This window comes from Oceanobacillus aidingensis, assembly GCF_042654105.1.
GTDB classification, from domain to species: Bacteria; Bacillota; Bacilli; order Bacillales; family Amphibacillaceae; genus Oceanobacillus; species Oceanobacillus oncorhynchi.
The window spans coordinates 221,664-245,930 of the sequence record NZ_JBHSFT010000014.1; the positions used below are offsets into that span (position 1 = coordinate 221,664).

Annotated in this window: 22 protein-coding genes; all 22 read left to right on the forward strand. The window is 42.8% G+C overall.

What is annotated here, in order from left to right; translation table 11 throughout:
- Positions 1–62: 62 nt before the first annotated feature.
- The 22 genes from purE (at position 63) to pcrB (ending at position 24,240) form a co-directional block, all read left to right on the forward strand.
- Complete coding sequence (gene purE / locus ACFO3P_RS10610; protein WP_212928277.1) at positions 63–554, forward strand: 5-(carboxyamino)imidazole ribonucleotide mutase; 492 nt, start codon at positions 63–65, stop codon at positions 552–554.
- Positions 541–1,674 (forward strand): 5-(carboxyamino)imidazole ribonucleotide synthase, encoded by a 1,134-nt coding sequence (gene purK, locus ACFO3P_RS10615; RefSeq protein ID WP_193063879.1) that lies wholly within the window; start codon positions 541–543, stop codon positions 1,672–1,674. The genes purE and purK overlap by 14 nt, the downstream gene beginning before the upstream one ends.
- Positions 1,671–2,966, forward strand: a complete 1,296-nt coding sequence (purB, locus tag ACFO3P_RS10620; RefSeq protein WP_042533014.1) for an adenylosuccinate lyase — start codon at positions 1,671–1,673, stop codon at positions 2,964–2,966. Before purK ends, purB begins: the two co-directional genes overlap by 4 nt.
- 13 nt (positions 2,967–2,979) lie before the next feature.
- A complete protein-coding gene (purC, locus tag ACFO3P_RS10625) occupies positions 2,980–3,693 on the forward strand; it encodes a phosphoribosylaminoimidazolesuccinocarboxamide synthase (protein WP_193063878.1) in 714 nt (237 codons plus the stop codon).
- Positions 3,690–3,935 carry a phosphoribosylformylglycinamidine synthase subunit PurS gene (purS, locus tag ACFO3P_RS10630; protein ID WP_042533017.1) on the forward strand — a complete coding sequence of 82 codons (246 nt, stop codon included), beginning with the start codon at positions 3,690–3,692 and terminating at the stop codon, positions 3,933–3,935. Before purC ends, purS begins: the two co-directional genes overlap by 4 nt.
- A 2-nt stretch (positions 3,936–3,937) precedes the next feature.
- On the forward strand, positions 3,938–4,624 hold the full coding sequence (gene purQ / locus ACFO3P_RS10635) for a phosphoribosylformylglycinamidine synthase subunit PurQ (protein ID WP_193063877.1): 687 nt from the start codon (positions 3,938–3,940) through the stop codon (positions 4,622–4,624).
- A complete protein-coding gene (purL, locus tag ACFO3P_RS10640) occupies positions 4,608–6,836 on the forward strand; it encodes a phosphoribosylformylglycinamidine synthase subunit PurL (protein ID WP_193063876.1) in 2,229 nt (742 codons plus the stop codon). Before purQ ends, purL begins: the two co-directional genes overlap by 17 nt.
- Positions 6,812–8,218, forward strand: a complete 1,407-nt coding sequence (gene purF, locus ACFO3P_RS10645; RefSeq protein WP_193063875.1) for an amidophosphoribosyltransferase — start codon at positions 6,812–6,814, stop codon at positions 8,216–8,218. The genes purL and purF overlap by 25 nt, the downstream gene beginning before the upstream one ends.
- 59 nt (positions 8,219–8,277) lie before the next feature.
- Complete coding sequence (gene purM / locus ACFO3P_RS10650) at positions 8,278–9,297, forward strand: phosphoribosylformylglycinamidine cyclo-ligase (RefSeq protein WP_042533026.1); 1,020 nt, start codon at positions 8,278–8,280, stop codon at positions 9,295–9,297.
- Positions 9,294–9,869: a phosphoribosylglycinamide formyltransferase gene (gene purN, locus ACFO3P_RS10655; RefSeq protein WP_042533028.1), complete on the forward strand. Its 576-nt coding sequence runs from the start codon at positions 9,294–9,296 to the stop codon at positions 9,867–9,869. Before purM ends, purN begins: the two co-directional genes overlap by 4 nt.
- Positions 9,869–11,401 carry a bifunctional phosphoribosylaminoimidazolecarboxamide formyltransferase/IMP cyclohydrolase gene (purH, locus tag ACFO3P_RS10660; protein ID WP_042533030.1) on the forward strand — a complete coding sequence of 511 codons (1,533 nt, stop codon included), beginning with the start codon at positions 9,869–9,871 and terminating at the stop codon, positions 11,399–11,401. Before purN ends, purH begins: the two co-directional genes overlap by 1 nt.
- Positions 11,402–11,859: 458 nt before the next feature.
- On the forward strand, positions 11,860–13,104 hold the full coding sequence (gene purD / locus ACFO3P_RS10665) for a phosphoribosylamine--glycine ligase (protein WP_193063871.1): 1,245 nt from the start codon (positions 11,860–11,862) through the stop codon (positions 13,102–13,104).
- 172 nt (positions 13,105–13,276) lie between these two features.
- On the forward strand, positions 13,277–14,368 hold the full coding sequence (locus tag ACFO3P_RS10670; protein ID WP_193063870.1) for a glycerol dehydrogenase: 1,092 nt from the start codon (positions 13,277–13,279) through the stop codon (positions 14,366–14,368).
- 175 nt (positions 14,369–14,543) lie between these two features.
- Positions 14,544–15,221: a GntR family transcriptional regulator gene (locus ACFO3P_RS10675; RefSeq protein ID WP_256705992.1), complete on the forward strand. Its 678-nt coding sequence runs from the start codon at positions 14,544–14,546 to the stop codon at positions 15,219–15,221.
- A complete protein-coding gene (locus ACFO3P_RS10680; protein ID WP_289584853.1) occupies positions 15,218–16,420 on the forward strand; it encodes a CaiB/BaiF CoA transferase family protein in 1,203 nt (400 codons plus the stop codon). The genes ACFO3P_RS10675 and ACFO3P_RS10680 overlap by 4 nt, the downstream gene beginning before the upstream one ends.
- Positions 16,420–17,331 (forward strand): hydroxymethylglutaryl-CoA lyase, encoded by a 912-nt coding sequence (locus ACFO3P_RS10685; protein ID WP_289584852.1) that lies wholly within the window; start codon positions 16,420–16,422, stop codon positions 17,329–17,331. Before ACFO3P_RS10680 ends, ACFO3P_RS10685 begins: the two co-directional genes overlap by 1 nt.
- On the forward strand, positions 17,328–18,359 hold the full coding sequence (locus ACFO3P_RS10690; RefSeq protein WP_289584851.1) for a TRAP transporter substrate-binding protein: 1,032 nt from the start codon (positions 17,328–17,330) through the stop codon (positions 18,357–18,359). Before ACFO3P_RS10685 ends, ACFO3P_RS10690 begins: the two co-directional genes overlap by 4 nt.
- Before the next feature lie 31 nt (positions 18,360–18,390).
- Positions 18,391–18,888 (forward strand): TRAP transporter small permease, encoded by a 498-nt coding sequence (locus ACFO3P_RS10695; RefSeq protein ID WP_042533041.1) that lies wholly within the window; start codon positions 18,391–18,393, stop codon positions 18,886–18,888.
- Complete coding sequence (locus ACFO3P_RS10700) at positions 18,885–20,159, forward strand: TRAP transporter large permease (RefSeq protein ID WP_289584850.1); 1,275 nt, start codon at positions 18,885–18,887, stop codon at positions 20,157–20,159. Before ACFO3P_RS10695 ends, ACFO3P_RS10700 begins: the two co-directional genes overlap by 4 nt.
- Before the next feature lie 919 nt (positions 20,160–21,078).
- The gene (locus ACFO3P_RS10705) at positions 21,079–22,806 is read left to right on the forward strand and encodes an adenine deaminase C-terminal domain-containing protein (protein ID WP_289584849.1); all 1,728 of its coding nucleotides are present in this window, start codon (positions 21,079–21,081) and stop codon (positions 22,804–22,806) included.
- 138 nt (positions 22,807–22,944) lie between these two features.
- A complete protein-coding gene (locus ACFO3P_RS10710; protein ID WP_042533048.1) occupies positions 22,945–23,268 on the forward strand; it encodes a YerC/YecD family TrpR-related protein in 324 nt (107 codons plus the stop codon).
- 279 nt (positions 23,269–23,547) lie between these two features.
- On the forward strand, positions 23,548–24,240 hold the full coding sequence (gene pcrB / locus ACFO3P_RS10715) for a heptaprenylglyceryl phosphate synthase (protein WP_289584866.1): 693 nt from the start codon (positions 23,548–23,550) through the stop codon (positions 24,238–24,240).
- The last annotated feature ends 27 nt before the right edge of the window (positions 24,241–24,267 follow it).

The following is a 24,267-nucleotide window of genomic DNA, read 5'->3' on the forward strand; positions in this document are numbered from 1 at the left end:
TTATCTTAAAAACTATCTTTTAAAATCCGTAAAAACAATAAAAATTAAGAAAGAGGGATTTGATGGCTCAAGTTGGTGTCATTATGGGAAGTATATCCGATTGGGAAACCATGCAGCATACCTGCAAAGAACTTGAAACGCTAAATATCAGCTATGAAAAAGAAGTTATTTCCGCCCACCGTACGCCAGGTGATATGTTTACCTACGCTCAAGGCGCGCGGGAAAAAGGGCTGAAGGTTATTATTGCCGGTGCAGGCGGGGCAGCACATCTGCCAGGAATGGTTGCTTCACAGACAACGCTGCCGGTTATTGGCGTCCCTGTTGAAAGCAAAGCCCTGCAAGGAGTCGATTCACTCTTATCGATTGTTCAAATGCCCGGCGGCGTCCCGACTGCAACAGTTGCCATTGGCAAAGCGGGGGCAAAAAACGCCGCTATTTTAGCAACGCAGATTATCAGTACGTTTGATAAAGAGGCAGAAAAGGCATTAGAAGCATACCGTACAGGAATGAAAGACGCTGTTCAGGAAATGAGGGATCAGCTTGCAACCTATTAAACAAATCTTGCCACCTCAGACAATTGGAATTATTGGCGGCGGTCAGCTTGGCAGAATGATGGCGATTGCTGCCAGATACATGGGGTACCGCATTGTTGTTTTAGACCCGACACCGAACTGCCCGACTGCGCAGGTTGCCGATGAGCAGATTGTAGCAGACTATGCAGAAATTACAGCTGTAAAAGAATTGATTGAAAAAACCGATGTGATTACATATGAATTTGAAAATGTCGATTTAGATGCTGCAGAGCTTATCCAGAACGCAGGAAAGCTTCCGCAGGGTGCGTTGGCATTAGAGGTTACACAGAACCGGGAAAAAGAGAAGCTGCTGATGGATGAGTTAGAGCTTTCCGTGCCGGCATTTCGCATCGTGAAAACAGAGGAAGCTTGTAAAGAAGCGCTATCCATTATTCCGCTTCCGGCAGTCATTAAAACCTGCCGGGGAGGGTATGATGGAAAAGGACAGCTGAAACTCACAACAGAAGAAGATAAAAAGGAAGCATTAGCGTTTTTCCAAGAGCATGGCTATTGTATAATAGAGCGATGGGTTCCTTTTGATAAGGAAATTTCGGTTGTCTTTACAAGGTCGCAGCAAGGATATATCACCTTCTTCCCTATCGCTGAGAACGAACACCGTGACCATATTCTGTACAAAACAACGGTGCCGGCAGAGATAGAGGCGGTTCTTGAAGAAAAAGCGTATGCGATGACAGCGAAAATTGCGGAACGCATGGAGATTGTCGGGACTTTTGCGATTGAGATGTTTGTCGGCGAGGGTACGATTTATATGAATGAAATGGCACCAAGACCGCATAATTCCGGACATTATACAATCGAAGGATGTAATGTATCGCAATTTACGCAGCATATCCGGGCAATTTGCGGACTGCCGCTTATTCCAGTCAGCTTGCATCAGCCGACCGCGATGATCAATATCTTAGGAGAATCCCTTCCGGAAGCTATCGAATTTACTGCGAATCATGATTTTGGTTTTCTTCATCTGTATGGAAAAGAAGAACCGAAAGAAAAACGTAAAATGGGACACATCACATTTACAGCAGAAACAACAGAAGCTTTACGGAAACAATTAGATATTTTTGAGGAGGCAGCAAACCAATGATCGAACGTTATACAAGAGAAGAAATGGGCAATATCTGGACGGAGGAAAATAAATTCAAAGCATGGCTGGAAGTGGAAATTTTGGCTTGTGAAGCATGGAGCGAGCTTGGATTTATTCCGAAAGAGGATGTTAACAAACTACGTAAGAATGCTTCCTTTGATATCAACCGTATCTACGAAATCGAGCAGGAAACACGCCATGATGTGGTTGCATTCACCCGCGCTGTATCGGAAACATTAGGCGAGGAAAGAAAATGGGTCCATTATGGTTTGACTTCAACCGATGTGGTGGATACAGCTCTTTCTTATATATTGAAACAGGCAAATGACATTTTAAGAAATGGATTGAATCGCTTTGTCCGTATTTTAGAAGAAAAAGCGAAAGAACATAAACATACGGTGATGATGGGGCGGACCCATGGTGTGCATGCAGAGCCGACGACCTTTGGCTTGAAAATGGCCTTATGGTATGAAGAAATGAAGCGTAATGTCGAGCGTTTTGAGCTTGCTGCAAGTAATGTAGAGTTTGGAAAGATGTCTGGAGCGGTTGGGACCTATGCCAATATTGATCCGTTTGTAGAGCAATATGTCTGCGAAAAGCTGGGAACATCGCCGGCACCGGTATCCACACAAACCTTACAGCGTGACCGTCATGCAGCTTATTTATCTACACTGGCATTAATTGCTACATCGATTGAAAAGTTTGCAACGGAGATCCGCGGCCTGCAAAAAACAGAAACAAGAGAAGTAGAGGAACGCTTTGCAAAAGGCCAAAAAGGGTCTTCTGCGATGCCGCATAAACGTAACCCGATTGGCTCTGAAAATATGACAGGGATGGCACGCGTTATCCGCGGTTATATGGTTACGTCTTATGAAAATGTGGCTTTGTGGCATGAACGTGATATCTCGCACTCCTCTGCAGAGCGTGTCATTTTGCCGGATGCGACGATTGCACTCGACTATATGCTGCACCGCTTCGGAAATATTGTAGAGAATTTAACAGTATTCCCTGAAAATATGAAGCGCAACATTGACCGTACTCACGGGGTTATTTTCTCACAACGTGTATTGTTAACGCTGATCGATAAAGGATTGGCGCGTGAGGAAGCTTATGATATCGTACAGCCAAAAGCAATGGAAGCCTGGGAAACAGCGACTTCCTTTAAGGAATTGGTAGAGCAGGATGAGCGGATTACAAGTAAATTAACCCAGGAAGAAATCGATGGCTGCTTTGACTATACCTACCATTTAAAGAACGTCGATCAAATCTTTACAAAAATTGGACTTGCCTAGGAGGAATTCCCATATGGAACTCGAGCTTTTGTATGAAGGAAAAGCAAAGAAGGTTTATCAATCAGACACGGATGAAAATCACTTGATTCTCTCGTATAAGAATGATGCAACAGCTTTTAATGGAGAGAAGAAAGCTCAGTTTACCGGGAAGGGGAGACTCAACAATGAGATCTCTTCCCTCCTGTTCCAAGCATTAGATAACAAAGGAATTCCGTCGCATTTTATCGAGCGGCTGGATTCCACTACCCAAATAGTTCAGAAAACAGATATTATTCCGCTAGAAGTGGTAATTCGGAATATTGCGACAGGAAGTATTACCAAGCGTCTCGGCATCGAGGAGAAAACGCCTTTTGAGCCTGCGCTGGCAGAACTGTTTTATAAGGATGATCGTTTAGGAGACCCGTTGATTAATGATGAGCATGCGCTTTATCTAACAGATATTAAAGCGGAAGAATTAGCTGGTATCAAAGAGAAGGCAAGAAAAGTGAACACGGCTTTAACAGAAATTTTTGCTGCTATCGGTGTCCGTCTGGTCGATTTTAAATTGGAATTCGGCAGAAACAAGGAAGGTAATATTCTGCTCTCTGATGAGGTGTCCCCGGATACGTGCAGATTATGGGATATCGAAACCAATGAAAAATTAGATAAAGATGTTTTTCGTCAAGGAACAGGAGATTTGATTACTGTATATGAAGAAATATTAAATCGTTTGGAGGCGCAGCTATGAGAAAAGTACAGGTATATATTACATTAAAACAAGGTGTGTTAGACCCGCAGGGAAAGGCAATTCAAACATCGCTTCATTCTTTGGATTATCCAGAGGTGGAAGATGTTCGTGTCGGAAAATATATTGAACTTCAAGTAGAGGATGGGCCTGGATTAGAGGGAAGAGTAACGCAGATGTGTGAGCAATTATTGGCGAATCCGGTTATTGAAGATTATCGGATTGAGCTAGAGGAGGCACGATAATTGTGAAGGTAGCTGTGATTGTTTTTCCAGGTTCCAACTGTGACAGGGACATGTATCATGCAGCCGGAGAGGTTGCAGGTGCTGAAGCCAGCCTTGTCTGGTATACAGATACGCATTTGTTAGGTGATGTGGATGGCATTCTGATTCCGGGCGGTTTTTCTTATGGAGATTATTTACGGTCTGGTTCGATGGCATCTACATCGGATATTATGAACAAGATTCGAGAGCATGCGGAAAAAGGCAAGCCTGTACTGGGAATTTGCAATGGATTTCAGGTATTGACGGAAGCAGGCCTCCTGCCGGGAGCATTAATGCGCAATAAAAATCTTTCATTTATGTGTCATCAGGAGGAATTGGTTGTGGAGGATAATGAAACGGTTTTTACAACGTTGTATGATAAAAACGAGGTCGTCCGTTTTCCGATTGCCCATGGAGAAGGCAACTATTTCTGTGATGAGGAAACGTTACAGGAATTAAAGGAAAATAACCAAATCGTATTCACCTATAAAAACAATCCAAATGGCTCTGTCGAGGATATTGCCGGTATTCGCAATAAAGCAGGTAATGTGCTGGGTATGATGCCGCATCCGGAACGGGCAGTGGAAGCTTTATTAGGAAGTGAAGACGGCTTAAGGCTATTTCAATCTATGATCGCGAATTGGAGGAGCAGCAATGCAGTTAACGCATAATATGGATTCAGAGAAAATTGAACAAGATAGATTGTATCAGGATATGGGTTTAAGTGATGAAGAGTTTGAGAAAATCAAAACGATCCTTGGCCGTCGTCCAAATTTTACGGAGACAGGCATCTTTTCTGTTATGTGGTCAGAGCATTGCAGCTATAAAACATCAAAGCCTCTCTTAAGAAAGTTCCCGACAGAGGGCCCGAATGTTTTGCAGGGACCTGGAGAAGGTGCAGGAGTCATTGATATTGGCGATGAGCAGGCAGTTGTTTTCAAGGTGGAAAGTCATAATCATCCCTCCGCTGTTGAGCCGTATCAGGGAGCAGCAACAGGCGTCGGCGGCATTATCCGTGATGTATTCTCCATGGGAGCACGCCCGATTGCGTTAATGAACTCTTTGCGCTTTGGTCCGTTAACAACGAATCGTACCAAGTATCTATTTTCTGAAGTTGTTGCCGGGATTGCTGGATATGGAAACTGTGTTGGTGTTCCAACCGTCGGCGGAGAGGTACAATTTGATGACAGCTATGAAGATAATCCGCTTGTCAATGCCATGTGTGTGGGACTGATCAATCATGATGAAGTACAAAAGGGAATTGCTGCGGGAATCGGCAATACGATTTTGTATGCAGGACCGCCAACAGGAAGAGACGGCATTCATGGCGCGACCTTTGCATCAGATGATTTAGCAGAGGATTCCAACAAGGACCGGCCTGCTGTACAAGTCGGCGATCCATTTATGGAAAAATTGCTGATTGAAGCATGTATGGAGGTCATTCATTCTGACGCCCTTGTCGGCATGCAGGATATGGGAGCAGCCGGCTTAACCTCTTCTGCCAGTGAAATGGCGAGTAAAGCAGGTACCGGGCTGGAAATGAACTTAGATCTTGTGCCGCAGCGCGAGCAAAATATGACCGCTTATGAAATGATGCTGTCTGAGTCACAGGAAAGAATGCTGCTTTGTGTGAAAGCTGGCCGGGAACAAGAAATCATAGCTATTTTTGAAAAGTACGGTTTGAAATCTGTTCCAGTCGGAAAGGTTATCGAGGAAAAAGTCTTCCGTATCAAGCATCACGATGAGGTTGTAGCCGATATTCCAGTGGATTCTTTGGCGGATGATGCACCAGTCTATCATATGCCATCGAAGGAAGCTGCTTATTATCAAGCTTTTCAGCAAATCGATGTCCAAACACCAGCTGTGAATCATCATGGAGAAACGTTGAAACAATTACTGCAGCGTCCGACGATTGCAAGTAAAGAGTGGGTCTATGACCAATACGATTCCATGGTGCAGACCAATACGGTTGTTACACCTGGTTCTGACGCAGCAGTCGTTCGTATCAAAGGTACGGATAAAGCCTTGGCCATCACAACCGACTGTAATTCCCGCTATATTTATTTAGATCCGGAAGAAGGCGGGAAGATTGCTGTTGCAGAAGCAGCCCGCAATATTGTCTGCTCCGGAGCGAAGCCATTAGGTCTTACAGATGGATTGAATTTCGGTAATCCGACAAACCCGGAAATCTTCTGGCAAATGGAAAAAAGCGTGGATGGAATGAGTGCGGCTTGTAAAGCATTACAAACGCCGGTTATCAGTGGAAATGTTTCCTTATATAATCAGTCCAAAGGGAAATCGATTTATCCGACACCGGTTGTCGGCATGGTTGGCTTGCATGAATCTACGGCGCATATTACGCCAAGCTTTTTCCAAAAAGCGGGCGACAATATTTATCTTATCGGGGAAACGAAAAATGAATTTGGCGGCAGTGAATTGCAATTTATCCAGGATGGAAAATACGAAGGAAAAGCACCGCATCTGGATTTAACGATCGAAGCGGAACGTCAGGAAAAAATGCTCTCTTTAATCAGGCAGGGTAAAATCCAATCTGCGCATGACCTTGCAGAGGGCGGGTTAGGAGTTGCATTAGCGGAATCATTATTCTCCAGTGAAGCGCTGGGTGCAGAAGTGACACTTACAGGAGATGCAACGGTTGCGTTATTCAGTGAAACCCAATCACGTTTTCTTGTTACCGTAAAGCCGGAGCACCAGGCCGCTTTTGAAGATGTATTTGCGGATGCAGCCAGACTTGGTCAGGTAACAGCAGATAATCAACTAACGGTTACGGCAAATAACGAGATGATTCTACAGGAAGATGCAGCAGCGTTAAAAGCACTTTGGAAAGGGGCTATTCCATGCTTGCTGAAATCAAAGGCATAAACGAGGAATGCGGCGTATTCGGAATTTGGGGACATGAGAAAGCAGCAGAATTAACCTATTACGGTCTGCATTCGATGCAGCATCGCGGGCAGGAAGGTGCCGGAATTGTTGTCAGCAAAGATAAGGAATTAACAGGCTATAAACAGCTTGGACTGGTTAATGATGTTTTTAAGCAAGTAAAATTTGATGATTTAAACGGAAAAATTGCTTTAGGGCATGTAAGGTATGCTACCCAGGGCGGAAAAGGGCTGGAAAATGTACAGCCCCTTCTTTTCCAGTCACTTACCAGCGGGATGGCTTTAGCACATAATGGAAATTTAATGAATGCTACCGCATTGCGTGAGGAGCTTGAAAAAGAGGGAAGCATTTTTCAAACGACCTCAGATACAGAAGTGTTAGCTCATTTAATGAAACGAAGCGGAGAGGTCACGGAAGCAACCATCTCGGAAGCGCTCAACCGTGTCAAAGGAGCTTACGCCTATCTTATTTTAGAGGATGATACTTTATATGCTGCGCTGGACCCGGCTGGAATCAGACCACTTTCTATTGGAAGAATAGGAGAAGCGTATGTCGTTGCTTCGGAAACATGTGCTTTCGATCAAATCGGTGCAACCTTTGAGCGGGAGGTATTGCCGGGTGAATTAATAAAAATTAACCAAGACGGTCTTACTTCCTTCCGGTTTGCTCCGCGTGGCAAGAGACAAATGTGTGCGATGGAATATGTCTATCTTTCCAGACCGGATAGTGATTTAAATTATGTCAATGTCCATGCATCCCGGAAACGGATGGGAAAAGAGCTGGCTAAGGAAGCGCCGGTTGATGCAGATTTAGTGATAGGAGTACCGGATTCCAGTATTTCAGCTGCCATTGGCTACGCAGAGGAAAGCAAGCTGCCTTATGAAATGGGGATTATCAAAAATCGTTATGTTGGAAGAACATTTATTCAGCCCTCCCAGGAGCTGAGAGAGCTTGGTGTAAAGATGAAGCTTTCTCCAGTCCGCGGAATCGTAGAGGGAAAACGTGTCATTATGATTGATGATTCGATTGTTCGGGGAACAACAAGCAGACGAATTGTAAAAATGTTAAAAGATGCTGGTGCAAAGGAAGTGCATGTACGGATTGCTTCTCCGGCGATAACAGACCCTTGTTATTATGGAATCGATATGTCTACGAAGGAAGAATTGATTGGAGCAAACAACAGCATTGAAGAAATTGGAGAAATCATTGGGGCAGACAGTATCGCTTATCTGTCTGAAGAAGGCTTAGAGAACGCCATCGTCAAAGATAAAACGATCAATCAAGGTGTCTGCATGGCTTGTATGACAGGCTTGTATCCAGTTGCTCCGGCAGATGAGAAGGAAATGGACATATCAAACTGCTAGAAGAGGATATTCCATTTGAAACACACACTAGAATCAAAACCATGTTGGAGGGCGAAAAGATGTCAGATGTTTATAAACAAGCAGGTGTAGATGTTGAAAAAGGCTACGAAGCAGTAGAGCGAATGAAAAAACATATTCAAAAAACACATCGTAAAGAGGTGCTGGGCTCTTTAGGTTCCTTTGCAGGAGCATTTGATTTATCCTCCTTATCCTATCAAGAGCCTGTCCTGCTTTCCGGGACAGATGGCGTCGGCACCAAATTAAAGCTAGCAATCGAACTGGATAAGCATGATACGGTAGGGATTGATTTAGTAGCGATGTGTGTCAATGATATTGTTGCTCAGGGGGGCGATCCGCTTTTCTTTTTAGATTATATTGCATGCGGAGAAAATGACCCGGCGAGGATTGAAGCGATTGTCTCTGGTGTTGCCGAAGGGTGCCAGGAGGCCGGCGCTGCATTAATCGGCGGTGAGACAGCAGAGATGCCGGGGATGTATGATGCAGATGAATATGATTTAGCTGGTTTTGTGGTAGGTATCGTCGAGAAAGCAGAGATTATTACAGGAAAAACCATTGCAGAGGGAGATACGCTGATTGGCTTCGCTTCGAGCGGAATTCATTCCAATGGCTACTCGCTTGTCCGTAAGCTGATTGAAGGTCTGGATTTTGAAGAAACTCCTGATGGATTATCAAAACCTCTAAGTGAAGCCGTGATGGAACCGACGAAGATTTATGCAAAAGCGGTTAAAGCTATAAAAGAAGAGGTACATATTAAAGGAATTGCACACATTACCGGCGGCGGGTTTGATGAAAATATTCCTCGGATGCTGCCAGAAGGTCTTGGAGCAGCAGTGCAGGCAGGAGCCTGGAATGTTCCGGAGATTTTTCCGTTCCTGCAAAAACGAGGAGAAATCGATGCACGTGAGATGTATCGTATTTTCAATATGGGCATTGGCATGGTCTTAGCTGTATCCAATGAAGAAGCGCAGAAAGTCTGTGATCTATTGCAGGAGAACAAGGTCGAAGCAGCAGTTATCGGAGAGGTCATTGCAGGTGAAGGGGTGCAGATTTCTTCATGAAACAGCGGTTCAGTGTATTTGCATCAGGTACAGGAAGTAATTTTGATGCCATGATGCAGGATAAAAAAATTGCAAGCTCGATCGTACTGCTTGTTTGTGATAAGCCGGGAGCAGCGGTTATTAAAAAGGCTCAAGGTTATGGCGTCGAGACGCTTGTGTTAGAGCCAAAAAGGTATGCTTCCAAGCAGGAATATGAAAAAGTGATTGCTGAAAAACTTCAGGATTTAGAAGTCGAATGGATTTTCTTAGCAGGCTATATGCGGCTTATCGGGGAGACCTTACTTTCACAATATGAAGGCAGGATTGTTAATATACACCCCTCCCTTTTACCGGACTTCCCTGGGAAAGACGCGATTGGCCAAGCCTATAGAGCCGGCGTTTCCAAGACAGGAGTAACGATTCACTATGTAGATGAGGGCATGGACACCGGTCCAATCATTGCACAGGAAGAAATAGAAAGGCTGCCTGAAGAAACGGAAGAGCAGCTGAAAACGAGAATCCAAGCCGTGGAGCATCGCTTATATCCAAATGTAATCAATCAACTTATGCAGAATGTAACGGAGGAATTATAATGAAAAAACGTGCGCTTATTAGTGTATCTGATAAAACAGGGGTCGCAGAATTTGCAAAAGGACTCGAAGCAAAAGGGTTTGAAATCTTATCAACCGGCGGAACCATCCGTTTATTGAAGGAGTCTGGCGTCCAGGCGATTCCGGTAGAGGAAGTAACAAATTTTCCGGAAATGCTTGATGGCAGAGTAAAAACATTGCATCCGATGATTCATGGCGGGCTTTTAGGAAAACGAACCAATGAAGATCATCGTGCGCAAATGGAGGAGCATCATATTGCTCCAATCGATCTTGTAGCAGTGAACCTTTATCCGTTTAAAGAAACAGTTCAAAAATCAGGGGTAAGCCATGATGAAATTATTGAAAACATTGATATTGGCGGACCCTCCATGCTTCGCTCTGCAGCGAAAAACTTTGCAGATGTCTTCGTTGTTGCCGACCCGTCTGACTATCCATCTGTTTTAGCAGCTCTGGAAACGGAAGAGGATAACTATGCTTTTCGTCAGCAATTAGCAGCGAAAGTATTCCGTCATACTGCGCATTATGACGCGATGATTGCAGCTTATTTCCAAACACAGACAGAAGAAGTATTTCCAGAAACATATACCGTAACTTATGAAAAGGTGCAGGATTTACGTTATGGAGAGAACCCGCATCAGCAGGCAGCTTTTTACAAAGCGCCTATTCAACATGAAGCAACCTTGGCAACTGCCAACCAGCTGCATGGCAAGGAGCTTTCCTATAATAATATCCAGGATACCAACGCAGCATTAGAAATTTTGCGGGACTATAGTGAACCTGCTGCAGTAGCGGTCAAGCATATGAATCCATGCGGCATCGGTATTGGGGCAACATTGGCAGAAGCGTTTGGACGTACGTATGAAGCGGATCCTATATCTATTTTTGGAGGGATTGTAGCCTGCAATCGTCCGGTTGATGTACAGACAGCAGAGCAGCTTTCTTCGATCTTCTTAGAAATCATCGTTGCACCTTCTTTTGAGGCGGATGCACTTGCTTTACTAACAGAGAAGAAAAATATCCGTCTCTTAGAATTGGATGTTTCGAATCAGCAGGCTGACCAAAAACGGATGACCACCGTTGATGGTGGAGTTCTTATCCAGGATTTAGATGTCAAAGAAGTGACGAACGAGGACTTAGAAGTGGTAACGGAAAAGCAGCCGACTGAAGCAGAAATAGCTGATTTACTATTCGCTTGGAAAGCTGTGAAACATGTGAAATCAAATGCAATCGTACTTGCAAAGGATGCACAGACCATTGGTGTGGGCGCCGGTCAGATGAACCGGATTGGAGCAGCAGAGATTGCCATTAAACAGGCTGGAGATAAAGCGAAAGGAGCTGTGCTTGCATCAGATGCCTTCTTCCCGATGCCAGATACCGTAGAAGCAGCAGCTAAAGCCGGTGTCACAGCGATTATTCAGCCGGGCGGTTCCAAACGCGATCAAGATTCGATTGATGTATGTAATCAATATGGGCTTGCGATGGTGACTACAGCTGTTCGTCATTTTAAACATTAATAGATAGAGCTCCTGTATTTCTGCTCGATTTATTTATCCAGGAGCTTTTTTGAAGAATAGGAAAGTATATAAAAAAATGCTGAAAATAGTCGCTCCAACGGGTTATGGTGGGGTGAGTAATCGCAACCCCAGAAAAACACTTCGCTTTCCATGGGCTTGCGCTCAGCCTCCTTTAAAGAAGACTTAGCGATTGGCAATTCTTCTTTAAAGGAGGCTGAACGTTGCCCGCGGAAAGCGACTTCCGTAGCGGACATCTCTTTGGCAAGAACACCGATGTTTTAAAGACCAAGTGGTATTCTTGGTTTTTCTTACAGTTGAGAAAGTATAAACTTTCTTACTGCATAAGTGTAACGAAGGTTTTCATTTAAAGGCCTGGTGACAACCAAATATTCTAATTAAGTTACGAACTGATAAAAAAATTCACTCATCTTGAGAAGTTTGAAAACGGAGGGGAAGCTATGAAAATATTAGTTGTAGGACGCGGCGGCAGAGAGCATAGTATCATCAAAAAGTTAAAGGAAAACCCGCAGTTAGACAAGATTTATGTTGCTCCTGGAAATGCCGGCATGGAAGAAGAAGCCGAATGTGTTCCCATTGATGAAATGAACATAGAAGAATTAGCAGCTTTTGCAAAAGAAGCGGCAATTGATTTAACGGTTGTTGGCCCTGAGAATCCGTTAAATGCCGGAATCACCAACCGGTTTCAACAGGAAAACCTTGCTGTTTTTGCCCCCACACAAGAAGCAGCATGGCTGGAAGGCAGTAAAAGCTTTGCAAAGGATTTCATGAAAAAATATGATATCCCTACTGCTTCTTACGGTGTTTATCAGGATGCTGAAGAGGCGAAAAAGAGAATTGCGGAAACTGGTGCTCCTATTGTAATCAAAGCAGACGGTTTAGCAGCTGGAAAAGGTGTTATTGTGGCGATGACAGAGGAGGAAGCTGTTCAGGCGATCGATGATATGCTTGTGGACAAAGCATTTGATCAGGCCGGCTCTACTGTGGTGATTGAAGAGTATTTAGAGGGCGCTGAATTTTCCTTAATGGCGTTTGTCCATGAAGATAAGGTCTATCCAATGATGGCAGCAAGAGATCACAAAAGGGCGTTTGACCATGATGAAGGTCCCAATACAGGCGGCATGGGAGCTTTTGCTCCGATTCCGGATTTGAGGGCAGAAGATTATCAATTCGCTGTTGAACAGATTTTAGAAAAAACAGCAGCAGGAATGCTGGAAGAAGGCAGACCATTCACAGGGATTCTTTATGCGGGCTTAATGATGACGGAAAAAGGCCCTAAAGTAATTGAGTTCAATACACGTTTTGGCGATCCGGAAACGCAGGTCGTTCTTCCTTTATTAAAGAATGATCTACTCCAGGTTCTGCAGGATGTATTGGCAAAAAAGGACCCGCATTTAGAATGGCATAAGGAAGCCTGTGTCGGTGTCGTGCTTGCATCGGAAGGGTATCCAGGAGCGTATAATAAAGGGAATGAGCTTCCTCAATTTGAAGATACAGAAGACACCTATATTATTCATGCCGGAACAAAAAAGGCAGATGGAAAGCTTGTCAATGACGGAGGAAGAGTGCTCCTGATCGGCGGACGTGCAGACACACTTTCACAGGCTGCAGAAAAAGTGTATCAGCAGCTGGATAAAGCAGAACTGAATGGTAACTTTTTTTACCGGAGCGATATAGCTAAATAGAGGTAGAAAAATGCAAAGGACGGAAATCTCCTTTGCATTTTTATTTGCATTTTAAAAGTTATTGCGAAAAAATATTTCTATTTTCTGAATATGTGATGCAAGGGTACGTTACTGTTTTGGCAATCCAAATGATGGGTATAATAAAGGGAAATATAAGAATTGGAGAGATTTGATGTCTAACGTTATTTTTACTTCACCGAGCAAATATGTTCAAGGAAAAGGAGCTTTAAACGAGCTTGGCAAATATGTTGAAGCAGTTGGGAAGAAACCATTAATTATATCTGATGAAGTGGTTTGGAAGATAACGGAGGAAACGGTTGAGAGCAGCCTGAAAGATGTAAATATCGATTTTCATTTTGTTCCATTTAATGGCGAAGCCTCTATAACAGAAATCAGCCGCATAGCAGAAGAAGGTAATAAAGCGGAGGCCGACTTTATCATTGGTGTCGGAGGAGGAAAAACACTTGATACAGCAAAAGCCGTTGCGGATGAGCTGGAAGTAAGTGTTGTTATTGTTCCTTCGACTGCATCAACAGACGCACCGACAAGTGCATTATCTGTTATTTATAATGACGAGGGTGTTTTTGAATCCTATAAGTTTTATAATAAAAATCCAGAATTAGTGCTGGTAGATACGAAAGTAGTAGCTGGTGCACCAGCCCGTCTGTTTGCTTCTGGAATAGCTGATGCCATGGCAACATGGGTGGAAGCAAGAGCAACGATTAAAAGTAATGGAGAAGCAATGGCAGGAGGAAAGACGAGCATTGCTGCACGTGCTATTGCAGAAGCGTGTGAGAAAACCTTATTCGCTTACGGAAAAGCAGCATATAAAGCAGTAGAAAAAAATCTGGTGACCAAGCAAGTGGAAGCAGTTGTAGAAGCAAACACCCTTTTATCCGGACTTGGATTTGAGAGCGGCGGATTAGCTGCTGCACATGCCATCCATAATGGCTTTACCGTGCTGGATGGAGATATCCATCATCTAACGCATGGTGAAAAAGTTGCTTATGGTACGCTGACACAGCTTGTACTGGAATTGCATCCAGAACAGGAAATCCAAAAATACATCGACTTTTATCAGTCACTAGGCCTGCCGACGTCCTTGGAAGAAATGCATTTGGACGAAGTATCCTATGAAGATTTACAAAAGGTTGGAGCTGCAGCAACGCAAGAAGGAGAAACCATGGGCAACCTTTCTAAAGAAATCACTGCCGATGATGTTGCCCAAGCTATTTTAGCGGTGGATCAATTAAGTAAAAAGTAATCGTATGATCCTAAAAATCGAATGAATTAATAAAAGCTCTGCGTCCAGTTATGGGTGCAGAGCTTTTATTTTTTCTGAATGAAGAAAAATCTGCATTTTTATCTTTGAAATAGTTTGACTTTTTACTTTTATTGTAATAATATGAACGAATGAACTTGCATACTGTATACAGGAGGTGATTGTCATAGTAGAAATCGTAAAGAAAACCTTAAAAAGCCAAGTATACGATTACTTGAGAGAGCAAATTATTGTCGGAAAATTCAAACCTGGAGAAAGATTAATAGAAGAAAAGATAGGAGAAGCATTAAATGTTAGCCGGAGCCCTATTCGTGAATCGATACGGATGCTGGAAAAAGAGGGATTTCTGAATTTATCAAAAACCGGCGGTGTTACGGTTGTAGAGCCTTCTCTTACAGATTTCAGGTATTTGTACGAATGCCGGATAGGGATGGAGTCACTTGCCGCTTATTACGCTGCTATCAGACGGACAGATGAACAGCTGCTCTTGATGAAGCAGGAAGTGGAAAATACCGCCCGTCATAAAGAAAAGCAGGATGATAATGAAAAACATGTCACGGTAGCTTTTCACGATATTATTATTGAAGCCAGTGCAAATCCTTTTCTCATATCCATGCTCGGGACACTGCGCGGGGTGAATAGTTTTTATCGGGAAGTCATTGTGGATAAAGACCCGACACATAGAGAAACAGCATTTGCGGATCATGAGCAAATATGGGAGGCCATTGCCAGGCAGGATGCAGATGCTGCAAAAGAATTAATGAAACAGCATATTGAAAGAGATTTTACACACTTTCTGAATTTGAACAGAGATGAGTTGGAGGGATTAGATTGAGCAAGAAAAAGCCACTTGAAGGAATAAGGGTATTAGAATTAGGAAATATTGTAGCTGCTCCTTTTGCAGGAAAATTATTCTCTGAATTTGGAGCAGAAGTGATTAAGGTAGAAGAACCGAAAAATGGTGATCCGCTTAGAAACTGGAGAGTCATGTACAAGGATACATCCGTTTGGTGGCATGTTCAATCACGGAATAAAAAATCGATTACCGTCAATCTTCGTGAAGCGGAAGGACAGGAGATTATTAAGAATCTGACGAAAACAGCGGATGTTGTTTTAGAAAATTTTAAACCAGGAACGTTGGAACGGTGGGGGTTAGGCTATGAAACGCTGAAGAAAGTGAATCCTTCTATCGTATTAACAAGAATATCCGGTTATGGCCAGACAGGCCCATATCGGGAAAAAGCCGGATTTGGAAGTGTAGCAGAAGCAGTCGGAGGACTGAGGTATTTAACGGGTTACCCGGATTTGCCGCCGGTTCGGGTCGGAATTGCTATTGGAGATATGGTTGCCGGATTATATGCTGTTATCGGCACATTGATGGCGTTACGAGTTCGCGATCGGGATGAGGAAAAAAAGGGGCAGGAAGTAGATGTTGCTCTTTATGAGTCCGTATTCAGCTTATTGGAAGGAATGCTTCCGGAGTTTGATTTAACAGGGGAGATTCGCGAGAGAACAGGAAGTACACTGCCGGGTGTAGCTCCGTCTAATTCCTACCTGTGTGCGAATGGTTCCTACGTCATTATCGGCGGAAATGGAGACCGTATTTTCCAGCGTCTGATGACAGCCATCGGAAGAAAGGACATGGCAGAAGATCCCAAATATGCAACGAACCAAGACCGGGTGAATAACGTGGAATATATTGATAGTGTCATTCAATCATGGACGAAACAATATCCGATTAAAGAGGTGCAGCGGATTTTAGACGGAGCTTCCGTGCCGGTCAGCCCGATTTATAGTATCAAGGATATTATTGAGGACGTACATTACCAATCCAGAGATATGATCCAGGAAATTGTGCTGGATGACGGCCAAAAAATAAAGACCCCGGGCATTGTACCGAAGCTTTCGGAAACGCCGGGAGAAATTGAAGCAAACGGGCCGATGCTGGGTCAGCATAATGAGGAAATCTACAAGGAATTTCTAAACTTCTCCTATGAGGATTTTAAAAGGTTAAAAGAGGGAGGAATCATCTGATGACACAGGTTACTATTATTGATGTAAGCCCGCGTGACGGATTGCAAATAGAACCGAAAAAAGTTTCTACAGAAGAAAAAGCAAAGCTTATCGATAAGCTCACAGAAGCAGGAATTAAAAAAATTGAGGCTGCCTCTTTTGTTCATCCGAAAAAAGTTCCACAGATGGCGGATGCCGAAGCGTTATTAGAGCAGATCCATTCAAATAAGAATATACAGCCTATTGCATTGATTCCGAATCAAAGAGGGTTTATGCGGGCAAGTGAGTTTCCGCATTTGGAACTGAATTGGGCAGCCTCTGCAACAGAAACCTTCAGCGATAAAAATTTAGGAATGACGATTGATAAAAATTTCGAAATGTTTACGGAAGTAGCAAAAGAAGCAAAATCAAAAGGGATGGAAATTTGCTTCTCGATTGCGGTCAGCTTTGGCTGCCCCTATGAAGGGCATGTAGAGGAAGAAAAAGTGCTTGAATTGGCAGAAAAAGCGGTACAGGCCGGAGCGGACAGAATTGGAATTGCAGATACAATTGGCATCGCGACACCAGATGCTGTGAATCGTTTATTCAAAAAAGTATTCGATGTGACAGGAGATACAAATGTTTCTTTCCATATCCATGACACGAGAGGATTGGGTTTAGCGAATGCATATGCTGCGTACACGGCAGGCGTGCGGATATTTGAAGCAGCAGTCAGCGGAATCGGCGGCTGTCCGTTCGCTCCAGGATCAGCAGGGAATCTGGCAACGGAAGATTTAGTATATCTGTTTGAACGGATGGGGGTTAAAACAGGAGTAGATATCAATAAGCTGTTCGAAGCGGCTGACTTTGCAGCGAGTCTTTCTTCTAAAACACCGCTTGGGAGAATCCGCCATTTAGATAGAACACGCACGATGAAGGAGATGATGGAATGAAGAAATTACGTTATTTTTCATTCCTGCTGCTTCTTACAGGAGTCATTTTATCGGCCTGCAGCAATGGTGACGAGACCCCGAAAGAAACAGAAGCGAGCGGCGAGGAGTATGAACCGGCTACGATTCGATTAGCTTATAATCTGCCATCAGGTCATCATATTTCAGAGGGAATAGAAGAATTTGCTAAAAAAATAGAAGAGAAATCAAACGGCCAGATAGATATGCAGATTTTTGCGAATGGGCAGCTGCTGTCTGATACAGATATGAACCAGTCGCTTTTAACAGGCGGTGTAGAAATGGGAATGAATTCTTCTACAATCTGGTCTTCTACAGTACCTGCGATGGGAATATTTGATGTCCCTTATGTATTTGAAGCATATGAGGAAGCAGGGGAAGCCTTGAATGGTGAATTCGGAGATATACTTCGTTCCGAAATGGAAGACGTCGGTGTGAAAGTATTGATGTTTGGTGATTATGGCTTTGGACAATTTGCGAATAATAAACGTCCGCTGGAATCTCCAGAAGATTTTAGAGGTCTGAAAATCCGCAGTGTAGGAACACTCCCTTCTGAATTAATTCAAGCTTATGGCGCATCTCCGGTGTTTATGGGAGGCGGAGAAGTATACATGGGATTGCAAAGGCAAACCGTAGATGGTGCTACATCTGGAACAACAGCAATGGTGCAGCGCAGTTATGATGAAGTAACAGATTATTTGACGATAAATAATTATACTTATTTTGAATTTATTCTGGGCGTTAATCAAGAATTTTGGGATGATTTGCCTGAAAATACACAAACATTAATTGAAGAAACTGCCAATGAGACCGAAGAATGGATTCGCCAGCAAACGAAGCTGGAAGATGAACGAACACTCCAAGTGCTGAAAGACAGAGGAATGGAAGTATATGAAGTACCTGATGATGAACTCGATATATGGAAAGAAGCTGCAATGCCGGTGTGGGAAATCTTTGAAGAAGAGGCTGGAGAAGCAGGCAGTGAATTATTAGATATAGTAGATGGCGAATAAAAGTTGTTCATCACTTGGAAGGAGTTACAGCATGAATAGATTGTATAAATTTTCTGATTTATTAATTAAATACGCGGGTTATCTAGCTGGGATTTTAATATTCGCGACAACGTTGATGACGTTTTATGAAGTAATATCCAGATCATTCTTTGGTATGCCGACTGCATGGGCCACGGAATTATCTACGTATGCGATTATAGGAAGCTGTTTTTTGGGAACGGCATATGCAGTGAGGACATATGCGCATATTACAGTAGATTTATTGGTAAATCGTGTGAATGACGCTGCTCGCAGGATATTCGCATATATTTGTAACGGGCTTGGATTACTTTTTAGTGCGATATTGACATGGTATGGATTTAAACATGTTTTTATGACATTTGAATTAGGAGTTATTTCCACCTCCTTGCTGCGTATACCGATGTATTTACCTGAATTATTTATTCCGATAGGCGGCGTTCTGCTCATTATCGCATTTATATTGCAGCTGATTGACGGGAATGTACATAAAGGAGGAGACCATCTATGAATCTATTTTTTGCTGGAGGATTAGCTACATTCTTGCTTATCGGTCTCCCGGTTGCATTTTCTTTAGGGATGCTTGCTGTACTCGGAATGTTTCTATTTAACGGGGGAAGCTTTGCTTTTGCACAAATTCCGATTATAGCGTACTCAGCTTTGGATGACTTTACATTGACAGCTTTGCCGATGTATATACTGATGAGTCAAATCCTTGTTGTCAGCGGAGTAGGACGGGATTTGTACGAAATGGCGAGCAGATGGTTCAGACATTTTCCCGGGGGGTTAGGTATAGCGACCGTTTTCTGTTGTGCGATATTTTCTGCTATTTCGGGCTCCAGTGTGGCAACAGCTGTAACAGTTGGCGCCGTAGCGCTTCCGGAAATGGTTCGCCGGGGATATAAAAAGAAATATGTGCTTGGATTATTGGCAGCCGGCGGTACGCTGGGTATTCTTATTCCTCCGAGCGTGCCGATGATTTTATACGGTTCACTCACCGGGGAATCCGTCGGAAAATTATTTATTGCCGGTGTCGTGCCAGGGATTATCTTAACGTTAAGCTTTATGATTTTTTCTTCTATTCAAATGTGGCATATAAAAGAAGAGCCTGCTACATGGGCAGAACGGTGGGAAGCGTCTAAAAAAGCCATCTGGGGGCTATTGCTGCCGATTGTGATTATCGGCGGAATTTACTCAGGAATCTTCACACCGACAGAAGCGGCTGCAGTCGGCGCGGTATTAGCCTTTCTCATTGCCATTGTGGTATATCGGAATCTGACGTTTGCTAATTTGAAAGTGATGATCCTGTCCACAGTTAAAACGAGTGCGATGATTCTATTTATTATCATTGGTGCTAAGCTGCTTGGTTTTATCTTAACTATATTGCAAATTCCGCAGCAGATTACAGCAGCTGCCACCGCGACAGATTTATCACCTTGGGTTATCTTTATTCTGATTAACATTGTATTACTTGTATTGGGAATGTTTTTAGAAACTGTCTCTATTTTGGTTATTACCGTACCAATCCTGTATCCGATTATTACTGCGTTAGGATTTGATCCGATATGGTTTGCTATTATTATGGTAATTAACATGGAATTGGCACTAATTACACCGCCTGTAGGTTTAAATCTGTTTGTTTTAAAAGGGCTGGATAAAAACAATACCATCGCCGAAATTGTAAAAGGCGTGATACCTTATGCCCTGATTATGGTTCTGTTTATCATTCTGTTATGCATCTTCCCGCAAATTGCAACTTACTTTACAGGGGATGTACAGTAAATAAAATGTAAACAGCTTTATGATCAAAACGAACTTTTCAAGTAACTCGGATTTCTTTGAAACATCCGGTCATATCTTAAATAAGATGCAGTGCAGTTTTTGCGAAATTTGTAGAAACTGCACTGTTTTTTGCACGTAAGGAAGTATAAAAAAGTGCTGAGTATAGCCGTTCCAACGGATTTCATGGGGGGGAGTAATCTTCAATGTTGTCAGGTTAATGCGACCGCTGCGACGGGTTATGGTGGGGTGAGTAATCGCAACCCCCCCAGAAAAATACTACGCTTTCCCATAGGAGTCTACGTGTTTTTCCTCTGGGACTGCGATTACTCGGTCTATTAAAACCGTTGCTGCGATTACTCGCCCCATCAAACTCATCTGTCGCTAGAATTTGCGTTATTTCTTTGAAAAAAAGCAAATAAAACATAATTCTTCTTAGATGGGAGCGGATGTTGTCGACTCCTGCGGGAAAAGCAACAGGTAGACCTGAGCAGGAAGTGGTTTTCTTTCTACCCGCAGGGCATAAGTGCGACTATGCTTCTGTCTGCACCTGACGGCTTGCCAATCAGCAATTCTTCTTTAAAGGAGGCTGAACGTTGCCCGCGGAAAGCGACTTCCCGGAGCGGACATCTCTTTGGCAAGAACACCAATGTTTTAAGAACAAGCGGTATTCTTGGTTTTTCTAATTGGATTTAGGTGGTAATCGTGATATCAATAAATTTCTGGAATCGGACTCTGTCTTTTTCTAGATTGCATTAGCTCCTTTGTCCATGCTGTAAAAATTGCTGGAGCAAGTATATAAAATATAAAAACGCAGTACCGATCTATACCTATTCATAAGAGAAAAAGTCAACTTTATTATATTAAAGCACTACATTTATGATAGAATAAAAATAAATGACAAATAGTGGAGAGTTGCTTAATGACATTATGGAGAAATCGGGAATTACGACAGCATGTCAATGTAATCGACGGGACGGTTGCACCCAGCACTATCTTGACCAATGCAACCTATTTAAATGTATATACAAATCAATGGATGGAAGCAAACGTTTGGATTTATGAGAACCGGATTGTTTATGTTGGTGAAAATCTGCCTGAAGAGACAACAGGGACAAATTTTTATGATTGTCAGGGGAAATTTGTAGTGCCAGGCTATATTGAGCCGCATGCTCACCCTTTTCAGGCTGCTAATCCGGAAGAAACGGTGATGTATGCTGCGAAAACGGGAACGACGACCTTTGTAAATGATAATTTAACCTGGTATTTGCTGTTAAATAAAAAGAAAACGTTCTCTATGATAAATGCTTTTTCTAAATTGCCGGTAAATATGTTTTGGTGGAATCGTTTTGACAGCCAGACCATACTGAAGGATGATCATGTGTTTAATACGAGAGATGTATTAGATTGGGCAGAGCATCCGCTGGTTATTCAGGGAGGAGAGCTGACGGACTGGCCGAGCTTGCTGACAGGCGGTGATCGTCTGCTGTACTGGATTCAGGAGATGAAGAAGCTGGGCAAGCCGATAGAAGGCCACTTGCCGGGCGCGTCATCCCGCACTCTGACAAAAATGAAGCTTTTCGGCATTTCGAGTGATCATGAATCAATGACGGCGGAGGATGTGTTAAAACGGCTGGAGCTTGGTTATCGTGTCAGTCTTCGTTACTCACCAATCCGTCCAGATTTGCCGGAAATAATTAAAGGCCTTCTCGATAAAGGGTTATCGCAATTTGATAATATGAGTTTTACAATGGATGGACCAACACCAGCCTTTATGGAAGATGGCATAATCAATGTTTGTATTGAGAAAGCAATAGAGAATGGACTGCCTGCAGAAACGGCTTATCGCATGGCGAGCTACCATCCTGCCAGACATTTTAATATGGAGGAAGAATTCGGCAGTATTGCGCCGGGAAGAGTTGCTAATATAAATATCCTTTTAGATAAACAAAATCCGCACCCGGAGAGCGTGATAAGCAAAGGGAAATGGATCAAAAAGGACGGCGAAGCAATTCCTTATCCATCCGTCATTAATTGGGAAGAATTTGATATTACATCAGTTGAATTTGACTGGGAGCTGACGGACGAGGATTTACAGTTTTCGAGTCCAATCGGGATGGATATGGTCAATGATGTGATTATCCAGCCATATACGATTGTATCAGATGTCAGTGCTGATCAGATTCCCTCCAGTAAAAGCGAGCAATTTATTGCATTAATTGATAAGCATGGCAAGTGGCGGGTAAATACAATTATTCGCGGATTTGCTCCGAAGCTCGGTGCGCTGGTCAGCAGTTTTTCAGCTACGGGAGATATTATTCATATTGGTAATTCTAAGAAAGATATCCGTATTGCCGCGAAACGGATGAGAGAGCTGGGCGGAGCAATTGTATTGGTGGACCAGGGAGAGATTTTAGCAGAAATGCCGCTTCCCCTTGGAGGAGTGATGCCGAAGAACGCGATGGAAGAATTGATTCCGATGAACAAGGAAATAAAAAAGGTGTTGAAAGCACACGGATACGCATATGAAGATCCGATTTACAGCCTGTTATTTCTTTCTGCCTTCCACCTGCCTTTCTTCCGTATTACACAGCAGGGATTGCTGGATGTGAAAAAAAGGGAAATTGTAATTCCGGCTACGATGCGTTAGTATAATAAAGTTGTCCTGATGGACGAAAATAAGCTCTTGTTTAGAGAAGGAAGCTTCGTTGGATGAATAAAATACTATTTCCTATTCTTCTTTTCAGAATGGTACAGAGAAGGACAGGAAAAATAAGGGGGAATTGAAGTGCAAATAGATAAGCTACGAGGGGAGCAGCTCGATCAATTGTTTGATGCTATATTATCATTAAAAACGCGTGAGGAGTGTTATCAGTTTTTTGATGATATTGCTACTATGTCAGAAATCCAATCCCTGGCACAACGTTTACGGGTTGCGAAAATGCTGACAGAAGAAAAAACATACAGTGCCATCGAGCAGGAAACAAAAGCTTCCACTGCAACCATCTCCCGAGTGAGACGCTGCATTAACTATGGCAGTGACGGCTATAATTTGGTTTTGAAAAGGCTGCATATCAAAGGAGAAGAAGAAAAAGAAGAATCAGAAGAATAATGCCTAAAAGAGAAATCGAAACTATTGAAGTAAGGCAAATAGTTTCGATTTCTCTTTTTTATTTTATCGCAGTGTAACTGGCTGGCGTTGTGATTACTCGCCTATCATAAAGCGTTGTGCGTTGAAAAATCCCCACTGAAGGAAGTTTCACTTTATAAACACTATTTTGTAAATAAGTTTTTGCTTAAGATATTGAAAATCTTTACCTTATCCGTTCTATTCATTTGCCGATTTTTGTTATAATAAAGAGATGAATGTAATAATGGAGGATTTGTACTGATTATGAATATAAATGAATGGAAGCATCTGTTTAAATTAGATCCAGCAAAGGAAATATCTGATGAAGATTTAGATAAAATTTGTGAATCAGGGACCGATGCGATTATAGTCGGCGGCACTGATGATGTCACATTAGACGGGGTTTTAGATTTATTATCAAGAATTCGCAGAGCACATATGGTACCGGTGGTTTTGGAAATCTCGAATGAAGAAGCATTGACTCCAGGCTTTGATACTTATTTTGTTCCGATGGTATTGAATTCAAAAGAGAAAAAATATGTGATGGATATACAGCAAAAAGCAATCAAGGAATATATCGACATGATGGAGTACAGTGAGGTATACTTTGAAGGTTATTGCATTTTAAATCCAGAAGCAAAAGCTTTCCGGCATACGAATTGTGAATTGCCCGATATAGAAGATGTAAAGGCATATGCATATATGGCAGAGCATGTTTTTCATCTGCCCATTTTTTATGTGGAATACAGCGGTACCTATGGTGATGCAGAAGTCGTTCGCGAGGTGAAGGCAGAACTTAATGACACCAAGCTTTTCTATGGCGGCGGTATTGAGACAGCGGAGCAGGCCAAAGAGATGAAAGAGTATGCTGATGCAATTATTGTTGGAAACAGTATTTATACGGATATAAAACAAGCACTCAAGACAGTAGCTGCTGTTAAAGAGGATATGTAAAAAGGAGAATAACCAAGGAAGGAAGAG